The 15,889-nt window shown below is 64.7% G+C and carries 16 protein-coding genes; 6 read left to right on the forward strand and 10 right to left on the reverse strand.

Features of this window, described 5'->3' with window-relative positions; genetic code table 11:
* Positions 1-36 precede the first annotated feature (36 nt).
* Complete coding sequence (locus ACDI39_RS16520) at positions 37-390, reverse strand: RidA family protein (protein ID WP_225786743.1); 354 nt, start codon at positions 388-390, stop codon at positions 37-39.
* Positions 362-1,663, reverse strand: coding sequence for a D-amino acid dehydrogenase (gene dadA, locus ACDI39_RS16525; protein ID WP_225786744.1), 1,302 nt, complete (start codon positions 1,661-1,663; stop codon positions 362-364). The genes ACDI39_RS16520 and dadA overlap by 29 nt, the downstream gene beginning before the upstream one ends.
* A gap of 155 nt (positions 1,664-1,818) precedes the next feature.
* Here dadA and dadR point away from each other — a divergent pair, with 155 nt between their 5' ends.
* Complete coding sequence (gene dadR, locus ACDI39_RS16530) at positions 1,819-2,307, forward strand: transcriptional regulator DadR (RefSeq protein WP_003258963.1); 489 nt, start codon at positions 1,819-1,821, stop codon at positions 2,305-2,307.
* A 3-nt stretch (positions 2,308-2,310) separates the two neighbouring features.
* On the opposite strand, the gene ACDI39_RS16535 is transcribed toward dadR, so the two are convergent.
* Positions 2,311-2,664, reverse strand: a complete 354-nt coding sequence (locus ACDI39_RS16535; RefSeq protein ID WP_225786745.1) for a YkgJ family cysteine cluster protein — start codon at positions 2,662-2,664, stop codon at positions 2,311-2,313.
* A gap of 154 nt (positions 2,665-2,818) precedes the next feature.
* Between ACDI39_RS16535 and ACDI39_RS16540 the strand changes: the two genes are divergently transcribed.
* Positions 2,819-4,111, forward strand: a complete 1,293-nt coding sequence (locus ACDI39_RS16540; RefSeq protein WP_225786746.1) for an NAD(P)/FAD-dependent oxidoreductase — start codon at positions 2,819-2,821, stop codon at positions 4,109-4,111.
* Here the strand turns inward: ACDI39_RS16540 and ACDI39_RS16545 are convergent.
* Positions 4,108-4,338 carry a DUF1127 domain-containing protein gene (locus tag ACDI39_RS16545; RefSeq protein ID WP_253080650.1) on the reverse strand — a complete coding sequence of 77 codons (231 nt, stop codon included), beginning with the start codon at positions 4,336-4,338 and terminating at the stop codon, positions 4,108-4,110. The two genes, ACDI39_RS16540 and ACDI39_RS16545, sit on opposite strands and share 4 nt — an antisense overlap.
* A 178-nt stretch (positions 4,339-4,516) precedes the next feature.
* On the opposite strand from ACDI39_RS16545, the gene ACDI39_RS16550 reads away from it, so the two are divergent.
* Together ACDI39_RS16550 and ACDI39_RS16555 are read left to right on the forward strand one after the other, a co-directional pair.
* Positions 4,517-5,947, forward strand: a complete 1,431-nt coding sequence (locus tag ACDI39_RS16550; RefSeq protein ID WP_253080645.1) for an aminotransferase-like domain-containing protein — start codon at positions 4,517-4,519, stop codon at positions 5,945-5,947.
* 60 nt (positions 5,948-6,007) lie between these two features.
* Positions 6,008-7,564, forward strand: coding sequence for a phospholipase D family protein (locus tag ACDI39_RS16555; RefSeq protein ID WP_225786749.1), 1,557 nt, complete (start codon positions 6,008-6,010; stop codon positions 7,562-7,564).
* 35 nt (positions 7,565-7,599) lie between these two features.
* Here the strand turns inward: ACDI39_RS16555 and ACDI39_RS16560 are convergent, their stop codons facing one another.
* The 3 genes from ACDI39_RS16560 to ACDI39_RS16570 all read right to left on the reverse strand — a co-directional run bounded on the left by ACDI39_RS16560 (position 7,600) and on the right by ACDI39_RS16570 (position 12,032).
* Positions 7,600-8,739: an MFS transporter gene (locus tag ACDI39_RS16560; RefSeq protein WP_225786750.1), complete on the reverse strand. Its 1,140-nt coding sequence runs from the start codon at positions 8,737-8,739 to the stop codon at positions 7,600-7,602.
* 182 nt (positions 8,740-8,921) lie between these two features.
* Positions 8,922-10,415 (reverse strand): aldehyde dehydrogenase, encoded by a 1,494-nt coding sequence (locus ACDI39_RS16565; protein ID WP_253080647.1) that lies wholly within the window; start codon positions 10,413-10,415, stop codon positions 8,922-8,924.
* 312 nt (positions 10,416-10,727) lie between these two features.
* On the reverse strand, positions 10,728-12,032 hold the full coding sequence (locus ACDI39_RS16570) for an IS1380-like element ISPa33 family transposase (RefSeq protein ID WP_010793081.1): 1,305 nt from the start codon (positions 12,030-12,032) through the stop codon (positions 10,728-10,730).
* Between the two features lie 144 nt (positions 12,033-12,176).
* Between ACDI39_RS16570 and ACDI39_RS16575 the strand changes: the two genes are divergently transcribed.
* Positions 12,177-12,536, forward strand: a complete 360-nt coding sequence (locus ACDI39_RS16575) for a cupin domain-containing protein (RefSeq protein ID WP_253080648.1) — start codon at positions 12,177-12,179, stop codon at positions 12,534-12,536.
* A gap of 125 nt (positions 12,537-12,661) precedes the next feature.
* On the opposite strand, the gene rpmG is transcribed toward ACDI39_RS16575, so the two are convergent.
* Entirely contained in the window at positions 12,662-12,817 is a 156-nt protein-coding gene (gene rpmG, locus ACDI39_RS16580) for a 50S ribosomal protein L33 (RefSeq protein ID WP_012703270.1), read from the reverse strand.
* Positions 12,818-12,828: 11 nt separating this feature from the next.
* Positions 12,829-13,065, reverse strand: coding sequence for a 50S ribosomal protein L28 (rpmB, locus tag ACDI39_RS16585; RefSeq protein WP_225786753.1), 237 nt, complete (start codon positions 13,063-13,065; stop codon positions 12,829-12,831).
* Positions 13,066-13,418: 353 nt separating this feature from the next.
* On the opposite strand from rpmB, the gene ACDI39_RS16590 reads away from it, so the two are divergent.
* The gene (locus tag ACDI39_RS16590; RefSeq protein WP_253080649.1) at positions 13,419-15,008 is read left to right on the forward strand and encodes an ABC transporter substrate-binding protein; all 1,590 of its coding nucleotides are present in this window, start codon (positions 13,419-13,421) and stop codon (positions 15,006-15,008) included.
* Between the two features lie 139 nt (positions 15,009-15,147).
* Here the strand turns inward: ACDI39_RS16590 and radC are convergent, their stop codons facing one another.
* Positions 15,148-15,828 (reverse strand): RadC family protein, encoded by a 681-nt coding sequence (radC, locus tag ACDI39_RS16595; protein ID WP_225786755.1) that lies wholly within the window; start codon positions 15,826-15,828, stop codon positions 15,148-15,150.
* Positions 15,829-15,889: the final 61 nt, after the last annotated feature.

Consider the following 15,889-nt stretch of genomic DNA (forward strand, 5'->3'; position numbering starts at 1 on the left):
GGGGTAGTGCCCGCCGCACCAGGGTGAGGGAACGGTTTACGGCAGTGCGGCGATCACCGACATCTCGACGAGGATCTCTGGCTCGCACAGCTTGGCCTCGACCGTGGCGCGGGCCGGCGCGACGCCCTGGGGCAGCCACTGGTCCCACACCGCGTTCATGCCCTGGAAGTGGGCGTCGATGTCCTTCAGGTAGATGGTCACCGAGAGCAGGCGGGTCTTGTCGGTGCCGGCCTGCTCGAGGAACTGTTCGATGTTGGCCAGGGTCTCGCGGGTCTGCTGCTCGATCCCGGCATCCATGTCGTCACCCACCTGGCCCGCCAGGTAGACGGTACCGTTGTGAACGACGATCTGGCTCATGCGCTCATTGGTGAGCTGGCGCTGGATTGGCATGCTTGGCGATCTCCTGATTTTTGCCATAACGCGAAATGTCGAGGCCCTCGGCGCTGATCTGCGGCTTCTTGCGCGCGATCAGGTCGGCCAGCAGGCGGCCCGAACCACAGGCCATGGTCCACCCCAGGGTGCCGTGACCGGTGTTGAGGTACAGGTTGCGCAAGGAGGTAGCGCCGACGATCGGCGTGCCGTCCGGGGTCGCCGGGCGCAGGCCGGTCCAGAAGCTGGCCTGGCTCAGGTCGCCGCCGCGAGGATAAAGATCGTTGACGATCATCTCCAGCGTTTCGCGCCGACGCGGGTTCAGCGAAAGGTCGAAGCCGGCGATCTCGGCCATGCCCCCGACACGGATGCGGTTGTCGAAACGGGTGATGGCGACCTTGTAGGTCTCGTCGAGGATGGTCGAGGTCGGCGCCATGTCCGGATCGGTGATCGGCACGGTCAGCGAGTAGCCCTTGAGCGGGTACACCGGAGCCTTGATGCCCAGCGGCTTGAGCATCTGCGGCGAGTAGCTGCCCAGGGCCAGGACGTAGCGGTCGGCGGTTTCCAGCTTGCCGTCGATCCACACGCCATTGATACGGTCGCCGGCGCAGTCCAGGCGCTGGATGTCCTGGCCGAAGCGGAACTCGACGCCCAGCTTGATGGCCATCTCGGCGAGCTTGGTGGTGAACAGCTGGCAGTCGCCGGTCTGGTCGTTGGGCAGGCGCAGGGCGCCGGCGAGGATGTCCTTCACCCCAGCCAGGGCCGGCTCGACGCGGGCGATACCGTCACGATCGAGCAACTCGTATGGCACGCCGGATTGCTCGAGCACGGCGATGTCCTTGGCCGCCGCATCCACCTGGGCCTGGGTGCGGAACAGCTGGGTGGTGCCCAGAGTGCGGCTTTCGTAGGCGATACCGGTCTCGGCGCGCAGTTCGTCGAGGCAGTCGCGGCTGTACTCGGACAGGCGCACCATCCGCTCCTTGTTCACCGCGTAGCGGTTGGCGGTGCAGTTGCGCAGCATTTGCGCCATCCACAGGTACTGGTCGACGTTGCCGGTGAGCTTGATGGCCAGCGGGGCATGGCGCTCGAGCAGCCACTTGATGGCCTTCAGCGGCACGCCCGGCGCGGCCCAGGGCGAGGCATAGCCCGGCGAGATCTGGCCAGCGTTGGCGAAGCTGGTCTCCATGGCCACCGCCGGCTGGCGATCGACCACCACGACTTCGAAACCTTGCCGGGCCAGATAATAGGCACTGGCGGTTCCGATCACACCGCTACCAAGTACCAGAACTCGCATTGTTTATCCCTCGCACGCGGCTTGCCGCAGTCTTTTGTTGAAATGGCTTGGATGGGCGCAGTATAAGAAGGACAGGCCAGTGTATTTCACTATATAAAAGCCTATATTTGGCGAGAATTCTCGGCATAGTCGCCTTTTGTGGAGGGGCATCCCCTATGAGAACCCAGCACCAGAGCAAGCGTGAACTGGACAAGATCGACCGCAACATCCTGCGTATCCTGCAAAACGACGGGCGCATCTCGTTCACCGAACTGGGCGAGAAGGTCGGCCTTTCCACCACGCCATGCACCGAGCGTGTGCGCCGGCTGGAGCGCGAGGGGATCATCATGGGCTACAACGCCCGGCTCAATCCGCAGCACCTCAAGGGCAGCCTGCTGGTATTCGTCGAGATCAGCCTGGACTACAAGTCCGGCGATACCTTCGAGGAGTTCCGCCGTGCCGTGCTCAAGCTGCCTCATGTGCTGGAGTGCCACCTGGTATCGGGCGACTTCGACTACCTGGTGAAAGCGCGCATCTCGGAAATGGCCTCGTACCGCAAGCTGCTTGGCGACATCCTGCTCAAGCTGCCCCATGTGCGGGAGTCGAAGAGCTACATCGTCATGGAAGAGGTGAAGGAAAGCCTCTGCCTGCCGATCCCGGACTGAGCGTCAGACCAGCACCTGGCGGGTGCTGGCGATGTACTGGTGGACGAGCTGCTCGGCTTCGGGCTCGATCATCTGCGCAGGCCCGCGCCCCCGCGGGCAGGCCATGCGTGGCGTGGTGCCGAACAGGCGGCAGATCAGCGGCCGCTCCTGGTACACCGTGCATCCCTCGGGGCCCAGGTGCACGCAGTCCAGGCGCTCCAGCGCGGCCTCCTGCTCGGCGCGGGACTTGCGTGGCAGCCGGGCCATCTCTTCGGCCGAGGTGGTGACCGGGCCGCAGCAGTCGTGGCAGCCGGGCTCACAGTCGAAGGACGGGATCAGTTCGCGCAGGAAGTGGATCTTGTGGCGGTTGCAGGACATGGTCGGCGGGCGAGTCGAAGAGGTGGGTCGGATTATATCCCATTCGCGGTGGCGGGCTTTGGGGCCGCTTAACTGACGGGTATTGCTCTAGTTGCCCCACCGCGAACCCCCAGCTTATCCTCGCCCCTCCCGCTCCAACTCCAGGACCCGCCCCATGACCCACAGCGCGCAGCACGCCGCCTCCTATTACGCCGCCAGCAGCGCGCCACAGCCCGATTACCCTGCCCTGCAAGGCGAACACAGCGCTGACGTGTGCATCGTCGGCGGCGGCTACTCAGGCCTGAACACCGCCATCGAACTGGCCGAACGCGGCCTCTCGGTGATCCTCCTGGAAGCCCGCAAGATCGGCTGGGGCGCCAGCGGGCGCAACGGCGGGCAACTGATCCGTGGCGTCGGCCACGGCCTGGAGCAATTCCTGCCGATCATCGGCGAGCAAGGCGTGCGCAGCATGAAGCTGATGGGCCTGGAGGCCGTGGACATCGTCCGCGAGCGCATCGAGCGTCACGCCATCGCCTGCGACCTGACCTGGGGCTACTGCGACCTGGCCAACAAGCCTCGCGAGCTGGAAGGCTTCGCCGAGGACGCCGAAGAGCTGCGCAGCCTGGGCTATCGCCATGAACTGCGCCTGGTTCCACAGAGCGACATCCACAGCGTGGTCGGCTCCGACCGCTACGTCGGCGGGCTGGTCGACATGGGCTCGGGGCACCTGCACCCGCTCAACCTGGCCCTGGGCGAAGCGCAAGCCGCCACCCGGCTGGGGGTGAAACTGCACGAAATGTCGGAAGTGACCCGCATCGACTACGGCCCGCAGGTACAGGTCCACACCGCCAAAGGGCGGGTCCGCGCCAGCACCCTGGTACTGTGCTGCAACGCCTACCACAACGACCTCAACCGCGAACTGGGCGGCAAGGTGCTGCCCGCCGGCAGCTACGTCATCGCCACCGAGCCACTGGGCGAGGAACGCGCGCGCCAACTGTTGCCACAGAACATGGCGGTGTGCGACCAACGCGTGGCCCTGGACTACTACCGCCTGTCCGCCGACCATCGCCTGCTGTTCGGCGGCGCCTGCCACTACTCCGGGCGCGACCCGCAGGACATCGCCGCCTACATGCGTCCGAAGATGCTCAAGGTGTTCCCGCACCTGGCCGATGTGCGCATCGACTACCAGTGGGGCGGCATGATCGGCATCGGCGCCAACCGCCTGCCGCAGATCGGCCGCCTGGCCAGCCAGCCCAATGTCTACTATGCCCAGGCCTATTCCGGCCATGGCGTGAACGCCACCCACCTGGCCGGGCGCTTGCTCGGCGAAGCCATCAGCGGCCAGCAGAGCGGGCGCTTCGACCTGTTCGCCCAGGTCCCGCATATCACCTTCCCCGGCGGCAGGTTGCTGCGCTCGCCACTGCTGGCTTTGGGCATGCTGTGGCATCGCCTCAAGGAGCTGGTCTAATCCCGCCAGAAGGGTTTGCGCCCTTCCTCCCGGGCCTGCTGCCAGCTCAAGCCGATATCCCGCAACTGGCCATCATCCAGCTGCAGCAGGGCCCTGCGGGTGCGCCAGCGGTGCATCATCAACCCCCAGCGGCCCAGGCCGGCCGGGGCCGCGTGGACCTTGGGGCGTTGGCCGTCCGCCAACTCCTTGGCCAACAGTTGCAAACGTACGTCGCTCAAACCGCCCATCACTGCGTTCTCCTGATCTGATCGAGCCATGGAGAAAGCATGCGGGTTTGTACCCCCGGCAATACAGATTCAATACAGCTTTATTATTTCCATACAGAATTGGCAGAAGGCCTGCTGAATGCTGTATTTTCACCAAATCTGTACTGGTATTAGCTCGCACCACGGGCAGGAGTATGCCGTGACTCTCTACGTCAACCTGGCCGAGCTGCTCGGCGCCCGTATCGAACAAGGCCTGTACCGCCCCGGCCAGCGCCTGCCCTCGGTCCGTGCCCTGAGCCTCGAGCACGGTGTCAGCCTGAGCACCGTGCAGCAGGCCTATCGCCTGCTGGAGGACAACGGCCTGGTCTCGCCGCGCCCCAAGTCAGGCTATTTCGTCGCCGAAGACCGCAGCCTCCCTGCCCTGCCCGCCGTCAGCCGGCCAGCCCAGCGGCCCGTGGACATCTCCCAGTGGGAGCAGGTGCTGGAACTGGTGCGCAGCACCCCACGCGCCGACGTGGTCCAGCTCGGCCGCGGCATGCCCGACATCGACAGCCCGAGCCTCAAGCCTCTGTTGCGCAGCCTCGCCCAGCTCAGCCGACGCCAGGACATGCCCGGCCTGTACTACGACAACATCCACGGCAACCTGGCCCTGCGCGAACAGATCGCCCGCTTGATGCTCGACTCCGGCTGCCGCCTGGGCCCGGCCGACCTGGTGGTGACCACCGGCTGCCACGAGGCGCTGTCCACCAGCATCCGCGCGGTGTGCCAGCCCGGCGACATCGTCGCGGTCGACTCGCCGAGCTTCCATGGCGCCATGCAGACCCTCAAGGGCCTGGGCATGAAGGCCCTGGAGATCCCCACCGACCCGCTCACCGGCATCAGCCTCGAAGCCCTCGAACTGGCCCTGGAGCAGTGGCCGATCAAGCTCATCCAGATCACGCCCAGCTGCAACAACCCGCTCGGCTACATCATGCCCGAGGCACGCAAGAAGGCCCTGTTGACGCTGGCCCAGCGCTACGACGTGGCGATCCTCGAGGACGATGTCTACGGCGACCTGGCCTACACCTATCCGCGCCCACGGACCATCAAGTCGTTCGACGAAGACGGCCGCGTGCTGCTGTGCAGTTCGTTCTCCAAGACCCTGGCCCCAGGCCTGCGGGTCGGCTGGGTCGCCCCTGGGCGCTACCTGGAGCGGGTGCTGCACATGAAGTACATCAGCACCGGCAGCACCGCCAGCCAGCCACAGTTGGCCATCGCCGACTTCATCGCCGCCGGCCACTACCACCCGCACGTGCGCCGCATGCGCAGCCAGTACCAGCGTGGTCGCGACCTGATGAGCGACTGGGTGACCCGCTACTTCCCGCCCGGCACCCGTGCCAGCCGGCCCCAGGGCGGCTTCATGCTGTGGGTGGAATTGCCGGAAAGTTTCGATACGCTGCGCCTGAATCGCGCTTTACTGGAGCAAGGCGTGCAGGTCGCCGTCGGCAGCATCTTCTCGGCGTCGGGCAAGTTCCGCCATTGCCTGCGCATGAACTTCGCCGCCCGGCCGACGCCACAGATCGAGGCGGCCGTGCGCAAGGTGGGCGAAACCGCCCTTCGTCTACTGGATGCGGATGCGCACGCAGGGTAACTTTGCGCCGCCCTCCACGGTCCATATCGATAGGCCTTTGCTGTACAGGACGATCCTCCCTTGAGACTCCAGCGAGCTCTGCCTCTCTTGCTGGCGCTGCTGCTCGGCCTTGCGGGCTGTGCCAGTGTCGGCACGTCCCACGACGTCAGCCACGCCCTGCCGGCCAGCGAGTCCGCCTTCGGTCGCTCGGTGCTGCGCCAAGCGGCCCCCTACGAAGGGCGCTCGGGCTTTCGCCTGCTGCCCAACAGCAACGAAGCCTTCCGCGCCCGTGCCGAACTGATCCGCAACGCCCAGGCCAGCATCGACCTGCAGTACTACATCGTCCATGACGGCCTGAGCACCCGCGCCCTGGTTCACGAGTTGCTGCGCGCCGCAGACCGTGGCGTGCGCGTGCGCATCCTGCTCGACGACACCACCAGCGACGGTCTCGACAGCCTGATGGGCACCCTCGCCGCCCACCCGAACATCCATATCCGCGTGTTCAACCCACTGCACCTGGGGCGCAGTACCGGCGTCACCCGCGCGGTGGGCCGGCTGTTCAACCTGTCGCGCCAGCACCGGCGCATGCACAACAAGCTGTTCCTGGTGGACAACAGCATGGCCATCGTCGGCGGTCGCAACCTGGGCGACGAGTACTTCGACGCCGAACCCAACCTGAACTTCACCGACATCGACCTGCTCGGCGTCGGGCCTGTGGCCGAACAGCTCGGGCACAGCTTCGACCAGTACTGGAACAGTGCCCTGAGCCGCCCGATCGGCGACTTTCTCTGGCGCCAGCCAGACGCCAGCGACCTGCGCACCAGCCGCCAGCGCCTGGAGATTTCCCTGGCCGAGGCGCGGATCCAGCACAAGGCGCTGTATGACCGGCTGATGGCCTACCAGGCCCGGCCACGCCTGGACGTCTGGCGCAACGAGCTGATCTGGGCCCACAGCCAGGCCCTGTGGGACGCGCCGAGCAAGGTACTGGCCCAGGACGAGCCGGACCCGCAGTTGCTGATGACCCAGCAACTGGCGCCGGATCTGAAAAACGTCCGTCACGAGCTGATCCTGGTGTCGGCCTACTTCGTACCAGGCGAGTCAGGCCTGCTGTACCTGACCAACCAGGCCGATGCCGGCATCTCGGTGAAGTTGCTGACCAACTCGCTGGAGGCCACCGACGTGCCGGCGGTGCACGGTGGCTACGCGCCCTACCGCCGCGCCTTGCTCGAACATGGCGTACAGCTTTACGAACTGCGCCGCCAGCCTGGCGACCCCAGCGCCAACCGCGGCCTGAGCTTCCACGGTAGCTCCGACTCCAGCCTGCACAGCAAGGCGATCGTCTTCGACCGACGCAAGACCTTCATCGGCTCGTTCAACTTCGATCCACGTTCGGTGCTGTGGAACACCGAGGTCGGCGTGCTGGTAGACAGCCCGGAACTGGCCGAGTACACGCGGGAACTGGCGGTGCAGGGGATGGCACCGGCGCTGAGCTACCAACCCAGGCTGGTAGGCGGAAAGATCGTGTGGGTGACCGAGGACGATGGCCAGCGCCGTATGCTGACCTCCGAACCGGGTGGGATGTGGCGGCGCTTCAATGCCTGGATCAGCAAGGCAGTGGGGCTGGAGAAGATGCTCTAGCCCAAGCGTGACGTGTGTAGCCTCCCCTGGCGCGATCAGACCGAAGCCGGCTCGAAGGCATCCCGCCGCCGGGTCAGCAATACCAGCCCCGCCGCCCCTGCCGCCATCAACAACGGCAGCGCATGCCCGCTGATCCACTGGCTGCCGGCACCGGCCAGCAATGGCCCGACCAGGCAGCCAATCCCCCACAACTGCGCCACGTGGGCATTGGCCCGCACCAGCGCATCATCCCGATAACGCTCGCCGATCAACACCAGCGACAGGGTGAACAACCCCCCGGCACTGGCCCCGAACAGCACCCACAGCGGCCAGATCGCCGGCGTATGCAGCAACAACGGAATGGCCAGGCTGGACACCAGCAGCGTCAGGGCGCAACCGCTGAACAGGGTGCGTCGCGACATGCGGTCGGCCAGGGCACCGATCGGCAATTGCAGCACGGCGTCCCCCACCACCACGGTACTGACCATGAACAGCGCCAGCTCGGCGGTGAACCCCTGCTGCAGGCAGTACACCGGCAGCAAGGTCAGGATCATCGCCTCGAACGCCGCGAACAGGGCAATGGCCCAGGCGATCACCGGCAGGCGCCGGCAGAAAGCGAACAGGTCGCTGAAGGTGACGCTGCAAGCCTCGGTGGTCGGTGCCCCACCACGGCCCAGCAGCACCAGCGGCGCCAACAGCAGCAGGCCGGTGGCGGCCCAGAAACCGAAGTCGTCGTCCGAGCCGAGAAACCCCAGCACCAGCGGCCCGGCCAGCTGGCTCAGGGCATAGCTGCTGCCATACAAGGCCACCAACCGGCCACGCCATTGCTCGACCACCAATTGGTTGATCCAGCTTTCGCCGAGGATGAACACCACCGTCAAGGACATGCCGATCAGCAGGCGCAGCGCCAGCCACAGCGAGTAGCTCGGCAGCAGCGCCACCAGGCCGATGGACAGCGCACCGCCCCACAGGCACAGGCGCATGGCCGATGGCACGCCGACCCAGCCGGCCAGGCGGCTGGCCAGGCTGGCGCCGAGCAGCACACCGAGCGCCGGCATCGCCGCCATGACACCGATGGCGAACCCGCCGTAGCCCCAGCCCTCCAGGCGCAAGGACACCAGCGGCATGCTCACGCCGAGCGCCAGCCCGACACTGAGCACCGACGCCAGCACGGCAAAGTAGGTTCCCCAACGCATCACAGCCTCCCAGGCAGCATTCTTGAAGAGCAGAAACGACACAGCCGGGACGGTGTGAACCGGCCCGGCTGTCATTGGGGCTGCTGTGCAGCTCAATCACCGCAAGCGTCCCACAGGGTTCGAGGCGATCCTTGTGGGGAGCCGGCTTGCCGGCGATTGGGCCGCAAGGCGGCCCCTCTGGCTTACAGCTTGATCCAGGTCGCCTTCAGCTCGGTGTATTTCTCCAGTGCATGCAGCGACTTGTCACGGCCGTTGCCCGACTGCTTGAAGCCACCGAACGGCGCGGTCATGTCGCCGCCGTCGTACTGGTTGACCCACACGCTGCCGGCACGCACGGCGCGGGCAGTGCGGTGAGCCTTGGAGATGTCGGCGGTCCAGATGCCGGCAGCCAGGCCGTACGGGGTGTCGTTGGCGATGGCCACGGCTTCCTCGGCGCTGTCGAAGGTGATCACCGACAGCACAGGGCCGAAGATCTCTTCCTTGGCGATCTTCATGGCGTTGGTCACGCCGTCGAAGATGGTCGGCTCGACATAGGTGCCGCCGGTTTCCTCCAGGATGCGCTTGCCGCCGGCCAGCAGCTTGGCGCCGTCCTGGTGGCCAGCCTCGATGTACGACAGCACGGTGTTCATCTGCTGGGTGTCGACCAGCGCGCCGACGGTGGTCGCCGGGTCCAGTGGGTTGCCCGGTTTCCAGGCCTTGAGGGCCTCGACCACCATGGGCAGGAACTGGTCCTTGATCGAACGCTCGACCAGCAGGCGCGAGCCGGCGGTGCAGACCTCGCCCTGGTTGAAGGCGATGGCGCTGGCGGCGGCTTCGGCGGCGGCCTTGAGGTCCGGCGCGTCGGCGAAGACGATGTTCGGGCTCTTGCCGCCGGCTTCCAGCCAGACGCGTTTCATGTTCGATTCGCCGGCATACACCATCAGTTGCTTGGCGATCTTGGTGGAGCCGGTGAACACCAGGGTGTCGACGTCCATGTGCAGGGCCAGGGCCTTGCCCACGGTGTGACCATAGCCTGGCAGCACGTTCAGCACGCCGGCCGGGATGCCGGCCTCGATGGCCAGCTGGGCGATGCGGATGGCGGTCAGCGGCGACTTCTCCGACGGCTTGAGCACCACCGAGTTACCGGTGGCCAGGGCCGGGCCGAGTTTCCAGCAGGCCATCAGCAGCGGGAAGTTCCACGGCACGATGGCGCCGACCACGCCCACCGGCTCGCGGGTCACCAGGCCGAGCTGGTCGTGCGGGGTCGGGGCGACTTCGTCGTAGACCTTGTCGATGGCTTCGGCGGTCCAGTGGATGGCGTTGGCTGCACCGGGGATGTCGATGGTCGAGGAGTCACCGATCGGCTTGCCCATGTCCAGGGTTTCCAGCAGGGCCAGTTCCTCGACGTGCTGGCGCAGCAGGCCGGCGAAGCGGATCAGCACCGATTTGCGCTTGGCCGGGGCCAGGCGCGACCAGGCGCCGGACTCGAAGGTGGCGCGGGCGTTTGCCACGGCGCGGTTGGCGTCGGCCAGGTCGCAGCTGGCGACCTTGGCCAGGAAGCGTCCGTCCACCGGGCTCAGGCAGTCGAAGGTTTCACCGGATGCGGCATCGGTGTATTCGCCGTTGATGAAAGCGCGACCTTCGATCTTCAATTGTTGGGCACGCTGTTCCCAGTCCGCACGAGTCAGGGTGGTCATACGAAACTCCTCCTCTTGTTAAGGTGCAACGCCGCACTGAGGACTCACGGGCGCTGTCAGAAATTCTGGCCGGGCGACAAACGCACACTGGCAACCGATACCCTAAACCAGCCCGTGCAAACTATCAATATATTTGACACGAAAGGCCTAACCCGGATTTCTCATGAGGCCGGCAGGCGTGGCCGGTGAAGCCTCGGCGTATCAACAACCTGCCTTCCACCGCTAAAAATTGATCGTTTTTTATTCAATTCCCGCGTATGGGGCGCACTGCCCCCTTTCCCCCATTGAGCCGGGCCGGGGGCGCCCGCCTGTTCAGGTCGGCTTGAGGCGGGCAACCAGCCCCGCAAAGAGTTCCTGATGCGGATAGGCCTCGCTGATCAGCACGCGGATGCGCCGGCTGTTGCGAATGATCACCGCACCGATCTTGAGCAGTTTCAAGCGCAGGTTATGGATGCTCATGCGCGCCAATGCGGTGCCCTGGAGATGATCGCGTAGCCGTTCGAACAGCACATAGGCAAAGGCCGACAGCATCAGCCGCCACTGGTTGGTCCACCAGCGTGGGCTGGAGGTGCGGTCGGCGAACAGATCCAACTGTTGGTCCTTGATCCGATTCTCCATGTCGCCACGGCCGCAGTAGTCTTCGTAGTACTGCTGGGCAGCATCCTCGGCAAAGCGGGACACGACGATGAAGCGTGGATTGGCACCCTGCTCGCCATGTTCCAGGCGCGACACGACCAGGCGGCGCCTACGCCAACTACCGGCCTGATAGAGGAAGCGATACACGCCGGACATCTTCTGCCCGGTTTCTTGGTAGGCCTCGGCGACCGCTTGCATGGCCGGCGCCGCCATCCGCTGCAGGCGGGTGTTGCGGGCCAGACCCACCACATAATCCACCTGCTTGCGGTCACACCAGTCGAGCATGCGATGTCGGCAAAAACCGCCGTCACCGCGGAACACGATGCGGGTCTCTGGCCAGAAGCGGCGAATGAACTTGACCAGCAGTGCCAGGATGGCCCAACTGTGTCGGGCGCCATCGATGTTGCTCGGGCGCAAATAGCTCACCAGCAGATGGCGACCACAGAACACATAGAGCGGCAGGAAGCAGTAATGGTCGTAATAGCCATGGAAGAAGCGCCCTTCCTGATCTCCATGCACCGGCACATCGGTCGCATCGAAGTCGAGCACGATCTCAGCCGGCGCCTGGTCATGCTGGGCGATGAAGTGCTCCCACAGCAGGCGATGGGCTTGCACCACCGTTTCGCGATCGGCTTGCTGTTCCAGGCGCCCCAGAGTGGATTTGCCGGCCAGCGGTTGCAGGCGGTTGACCGCAGTCTGCAGCGCGTAGTCATGGCGCAGGCCGTCATGATCGTTGAGATCCTCGTAGCCGGCGGCCAGTGCATAGATACGCTGGGCGAGCAGTGTCTGCAGTCCATGCTGGACACGCCCAGGATCACGCCGATCGGGAACGATTTTGGCCAGGCGGCGGGTCAAGCCATGTTGCCGGTCGACCTCGCGCAGCAGCAACAAGCCCGCATCCGAGGTGATGTGACCACCGGTGAAAGAGGCCTCGACGAGGCGGCGAGAGAGGGGTGAAAAGTGGAGTTTTTCTGGTAGCATTTTGTGCGCGGCTGAAGACTTATGGGGCTTTGTTTGGCGACAAGAATCATAAGGCTTTCAGCCGTTTTTGTTTATGCGGTCATGAGAAATCCGGGCTAAAAGCCTACTGATGTGCATTTTATTAAACAACAAGAGGGGTTCACCATGAGCATCGACAGCATCATCGACTTCGCCCAGACCATTACCGAGGCCGAACGCTACCGCCCGGCAGCGGAGAAAATCCTCAAGGGCGAACCCGACCAGGCCGTCTACAACCACTATTCCAGCCCATGCGGGCAATTCGCCGCGGGCGTCTGGGAGGGTGAGGTGGGCCAATGGACGGTGAACTACACCGAGCACGAATACTGCGAGATCGTCCAGGGCGTCTCGGTGCTGCGTGACGAGGCAGGCAATGCCAAGACCCTGCGTACCGGTGATCGGTTCGTCATCCCGGCGGGCTTCAAGGGCACCTGGGAAGTGCTGGAGCCGTGCCGCAAGATCTATGTGATGTTCGAACAGAAGTAAGCCCGCCTTTGCCACTTGGGGCCATGGGGCTGCAAAGCGGCCCTGAGTGGCAGCCAATGGCTGACCGCCAGGCATAAAAAAACCCGCCTCCTTGTGGATGCGGGTTTTTTCAGGTCGCCGATCAATTACTTGATCTTGGCTTCCTTGTAGATCACGTGCTTACGGACGACCGGATCGTATTTCTTGATCTCGATCTTGTCCGGAGTGGTGCGCTTGTTCTTGTCGGTGGTGTAGAAGTGGCCAGTGCCAGCACTCGATACCAGACGGATCAGTTCACGCATGATGTTCTCCCTTAAACCTTGGCGCCGCTGCGGCGGATGTCGGCCAGAACGGCATCGATACCGCGCTTGTCGATGATACGCATGCCCTTGGCGGAAACGCGCAGACGCACGAAGCGCTTCTCGGACTCAACCCAGAAACGGTGGTGCTGCAGGTTCGGCAGGAAACGACGACGGGTTTTGTTGTTTGCGTGGGAAATGTTGTTCCCGGTTACCGGACCCTTACCGGTAACTTGACAGACTCTCGACATGCCTCAGCCCTCTAAAACCACATGCCCAACCCGGCATGGGTTGGCCGCTTAATCTCTCAGTCTTTGGCGCCAGGCGCCGTGATTCCGGGGGTCTTATCGACCGGATCCGCAGGTGCGACAGGCCGAGCCCCTAGAAAAGAGCGCTGCTTTATACCAGAAAGACTCGGCCACAACAATAGATGATACGTATCCTGGCTGGGCCGAGCGCGCCTGGCCAGCATAGCGACAAGCCTCGCGCACTGTCGACCGCTCGTCGCAGAGAAGACGAAAAAGAAGGTGGTCATTTATCGACGCGCACACTAGGGTAGGACGTTTCCTCACTGCACAGTCAGATGGGCCACAAGGAGTCCAGCATGCGTGTCGCCGCCCTTTCACTGTTGTTCACCTCCCTGTTCGCCGCAGGCCTCGCCCAGGCGGCGCCCCTCTCCGTCTGCACCGAGGCCAGCCCCGAAGGTTTCGACGTCGTCCAATACAACTCGTTGACCACCACCAATGCCTCGGCCGACGTGCTGATGAACCGCCTGGTGGAGTTCGATGCGAACCAGGGCAAGGTCGTGCCTAGCCTTGCGCAAAGCTGGACGGTGTCCGATGACGGCCTGGTCTATGACTTCAAGCTGCGCAACGGCGTGAAATTCCATGCCACGCCCTGGTTCAAGCCAAGCCGCGAACTGGACGCCGACGACGTGCTGTTCAGCTTCCAGCGCATGCTCTACCCCGCCCACGCCTGGCACAAGACAGCCCCGGGCGGCTACCCGCATGCCCAGTCGCTGCAACTGGGCAGCCTGATCAAGCTGATCGAGGCGCCGGAGCCGCACACCGTGCGCTTCACCCTCACCCACCCGGACGCGACCTTCCTGGCGACCCTGAGCATGGGCTTCGCCTCGATCTATTCCGCCGAGTACGCCGACAAGCTGCTCAAGGCCGGCACCCCGGAAAAGCTCAACAGCCAGCCGGTGGGTACCGGGCCGTTCATGTTCCAGCGCTTCCAGAAGGACGCCGTGGTGCGCTACCGCGCCAACCCCGACTACTTCGCCGGCAAGCCCACGGTCGACCCGCTGATCTACGCCATCACCCCAGACGCCAACGTGCGCCTGCAGAAGCTCAAGCGCGGCGAATGCCAGGTGGCGCTCTCGCCCAAGCCACTGGATGTCGCCGAAGCCGGCAAGGATGGCAACCTCGAGGTCGCGACCACCCCGGCGTTCATGACCGCCTTCGTCGCCATCAACAGCCAGCATCCGCCGCTGAACAAACCTGAAGTGCGCCAGGCGATCAACCTTGCCTTCGACAAGCCGGCCTACCTCAAGGCCGTGTTCGAGGACACCGCCACCGCCGCCAACGGCCCCTATCCGCCCAATACCTGGAGCTATGCCAAGGACCTGCCCGGCTATCCACAGGACCTGAAGAAGGCCAAGGCATTGCTGGCCAAGGCCGGCCTTGCGGACGGCTTCGCCACCACGATCTGGACCCGCCCCTCCGGCAGCCTGCTCAACCCCAACCCCAACCTGGGCGCACAGATGCTCCAGGCCGACCTGGCGAAAATCGGGATCAAGGCCGAGATCCGCGTGATCGAGTGGGGCGAACTGATCCGCCGCGCCAAGGCTGGCGAGCATGACCTGCTGTTCATGGGCTGGGCTGGCGACAACGGCGACCCGGACAACTTCCTCAGCCCGCAGTTTTCCTGCGCGGCGGTACAGTCGGGAACCAACTTCGCGCGCTTTTGCGACAGCCGCCTGGACCAGTTGATCAGCGCCGGTCGCACCACCAATGACCAGAGCGTGCGCAGCCGGCTGTACCAGCAGGCGCAAACGCTGATCCAGCAGCAGGCCCTGTGGGTACCGCTGGCGCATCCGACGGCGGCGACCTTGCTGCGCCAGGGGGTCGAGGGGTACCAGGTGAGCCCGTTCGGGCGCTTGGATTTCAGCAAGGTCTCGGTAAGCCGCTGAAGATGATGCAGGCTGTACCGGCCTATTCGCGGGCAAGCCCGCCCCCACATGGCCCTGCAAGCCACATCATGTGTGCTCGACTCAGGCCCTGTGGGAGCGGGCTTGCCCGCGAATAGGCCGGTACTGGCCCCCTGGACCATCAGGTCGCGATCCACCCATGCTCGACCATGGACAGTGGCTCACCATCGCCAACGATGATGTGGTCGAGCACCCGCACATCGATCAAGGCCAGCGCCCGCTTCAGCGAAAGCGTCATGTGCACGTCGTTCTGGCTGGGCTCACAGTGGCCGGAAGGATGGTTGTGACAGAGGATCAGCGCCGCCGCGTTATGCAACAACGCCCGGCGCACGACTTCGCGCGGGTAGATGCTTGCCCGGTCGATCGTGCCTCTGAACAGGATCTCGAAAGCCAGTGGCCTGTGTTTGGTATCAAGAAACAGGCAGCCAAACACTTCGCTGGCCTCATGACGCAACATTGACTTGAGATAACGCCGCACCGCCGACGGGCTCTCCAGGGCCGGAGCACGCTCGATGCTCTCGTCCAGGTAGCGCCGGCCAATCTCGAGCAATGCCTGCAACTGGGCGTACTTCACCGGCCCCAAGCCAGGCTCGCTGAGGATCGCCCCACGATCGGCCTCCAGGAACTGCCGCAAACCACCAAAACGCACCAGCAACCCTCGGGCGAGGTCCAGCACATTACGCCCGGCAACCCCCGACCCCAGCAGCACGGCCATCAGTTCGGCATCCGACAACACCGCAGCCCCGCGCTGCAGCAACTTCTCCCTCGGCCGCTCCTGCGCCGGCCACTCCCTGATGCTCATCCCCTCTCCTTGCGTCGTACTGCGGCACATTTGAGCCCTGTGTTAATCTATCCCGCTCCGT

The sequence above is a fragment of the Pseudomonas sp. Tun-23181 genome, from assembly GCF_057415455.1.

Bases quoted from the DNA above. Each gene is read 5' to 3' on its own strand.
- ACDI39_RS16520 (WP_225786743.1), bottom strand. From the start codon at position 390: ATGCCAATCCAGCGCCAGCTCACCAATGAGCGCATGAGCCAGATCGTC.
- dadA (WP_225786744.1), bottom strand. From the start codon at position 1,663: ATGCGAGTTCTGGTACTTGGTAGCGGTGTGATCGGAACCGCCAGTGCC.
- dadR (WP_003258963.1), top strand. From the start codon at position 1,819: ATGAGAACCCAGCACCAGAGCAAGCGTGAACTGGACAAGATCGACCGC.
- ACDI39_RS16535 (WP_225786745.1), bottom strand. From the start codon at position 2,664: ATGTCCTGCAACCGCCACAAGATCCACTTCCTGCGCGAACTGATCCCG.
- ACDI39_RS16540 (WP_225786746.1), top strand. From the start codon at position 2,819: ATGACCCACAGCGCGCAGCACGCCGCCTCCTATTACGCCGCCAGCAGC.
- ACDI39_RS16545 (WP_253080650.1), bottom strand. From the start codon at position 4,338: ATGGGCGGTTTGAGCGACGTACGTTTGCAACTGTTGGCCAAGGAGTTG.
- ACDI39_RS16560 (WP_225786750.1), bottom strand. From the start codon at position 8,739: ATGCGTTGGGGAACCTACTTTGCCGTGCTGGCGTCGGTGCTCAGTGTC.
- ACDI39_RS16565 (WP_253080647.1), bottom strand. From the start codon at position 10,415: ATGACCACCCTGACTCGTGCGGACTGGGAACAGCGTGCCCAACAATTG.
- ACDI39_RS16570 (WP_010793081.1), bottom strand. From the start codon at position 12,032: ATGCTACCAGAAAAACTCCACTTTTCACCCCTCTCTCGCCGCCTCGTC.
- ACDI39_RS16575 (WP_253080648.1), top strand. From the start codon at position 12,177: ATGAGCATCGACAGCATCATCGACTTCGCCCAGACCATTACCGAGGCC.
- rpmG (WP_012703270.1), bottom strand. From the start codon at position 12,817: ATGCGTGAACTGATCCGTCTGGTATCGAGTGCTGGCACTGGCCACTTC.
- rpmB (WP_225786753.1), bottom strand. From the start codon at position 13,065: ATGTCGAGAGTCTGTCAAGTTACCGGTAAGGGTCCGGTAACCGGGAAC.
- ACDI39_RS16590 (WP_253080649.1), top strand. From the start codon at position 13,419: ATGCGTGTCGCCGCCCTTTCACTGTTGTTCACCTCCCTGTTCGCCGCA.
- radC (WP_225786755.1), bottom strand. From the start codon at position 15,828: ATGAGCATCAGGGAGTGGCCGGCGCAGGAGCGGCCGAGGGAGAAGTTG.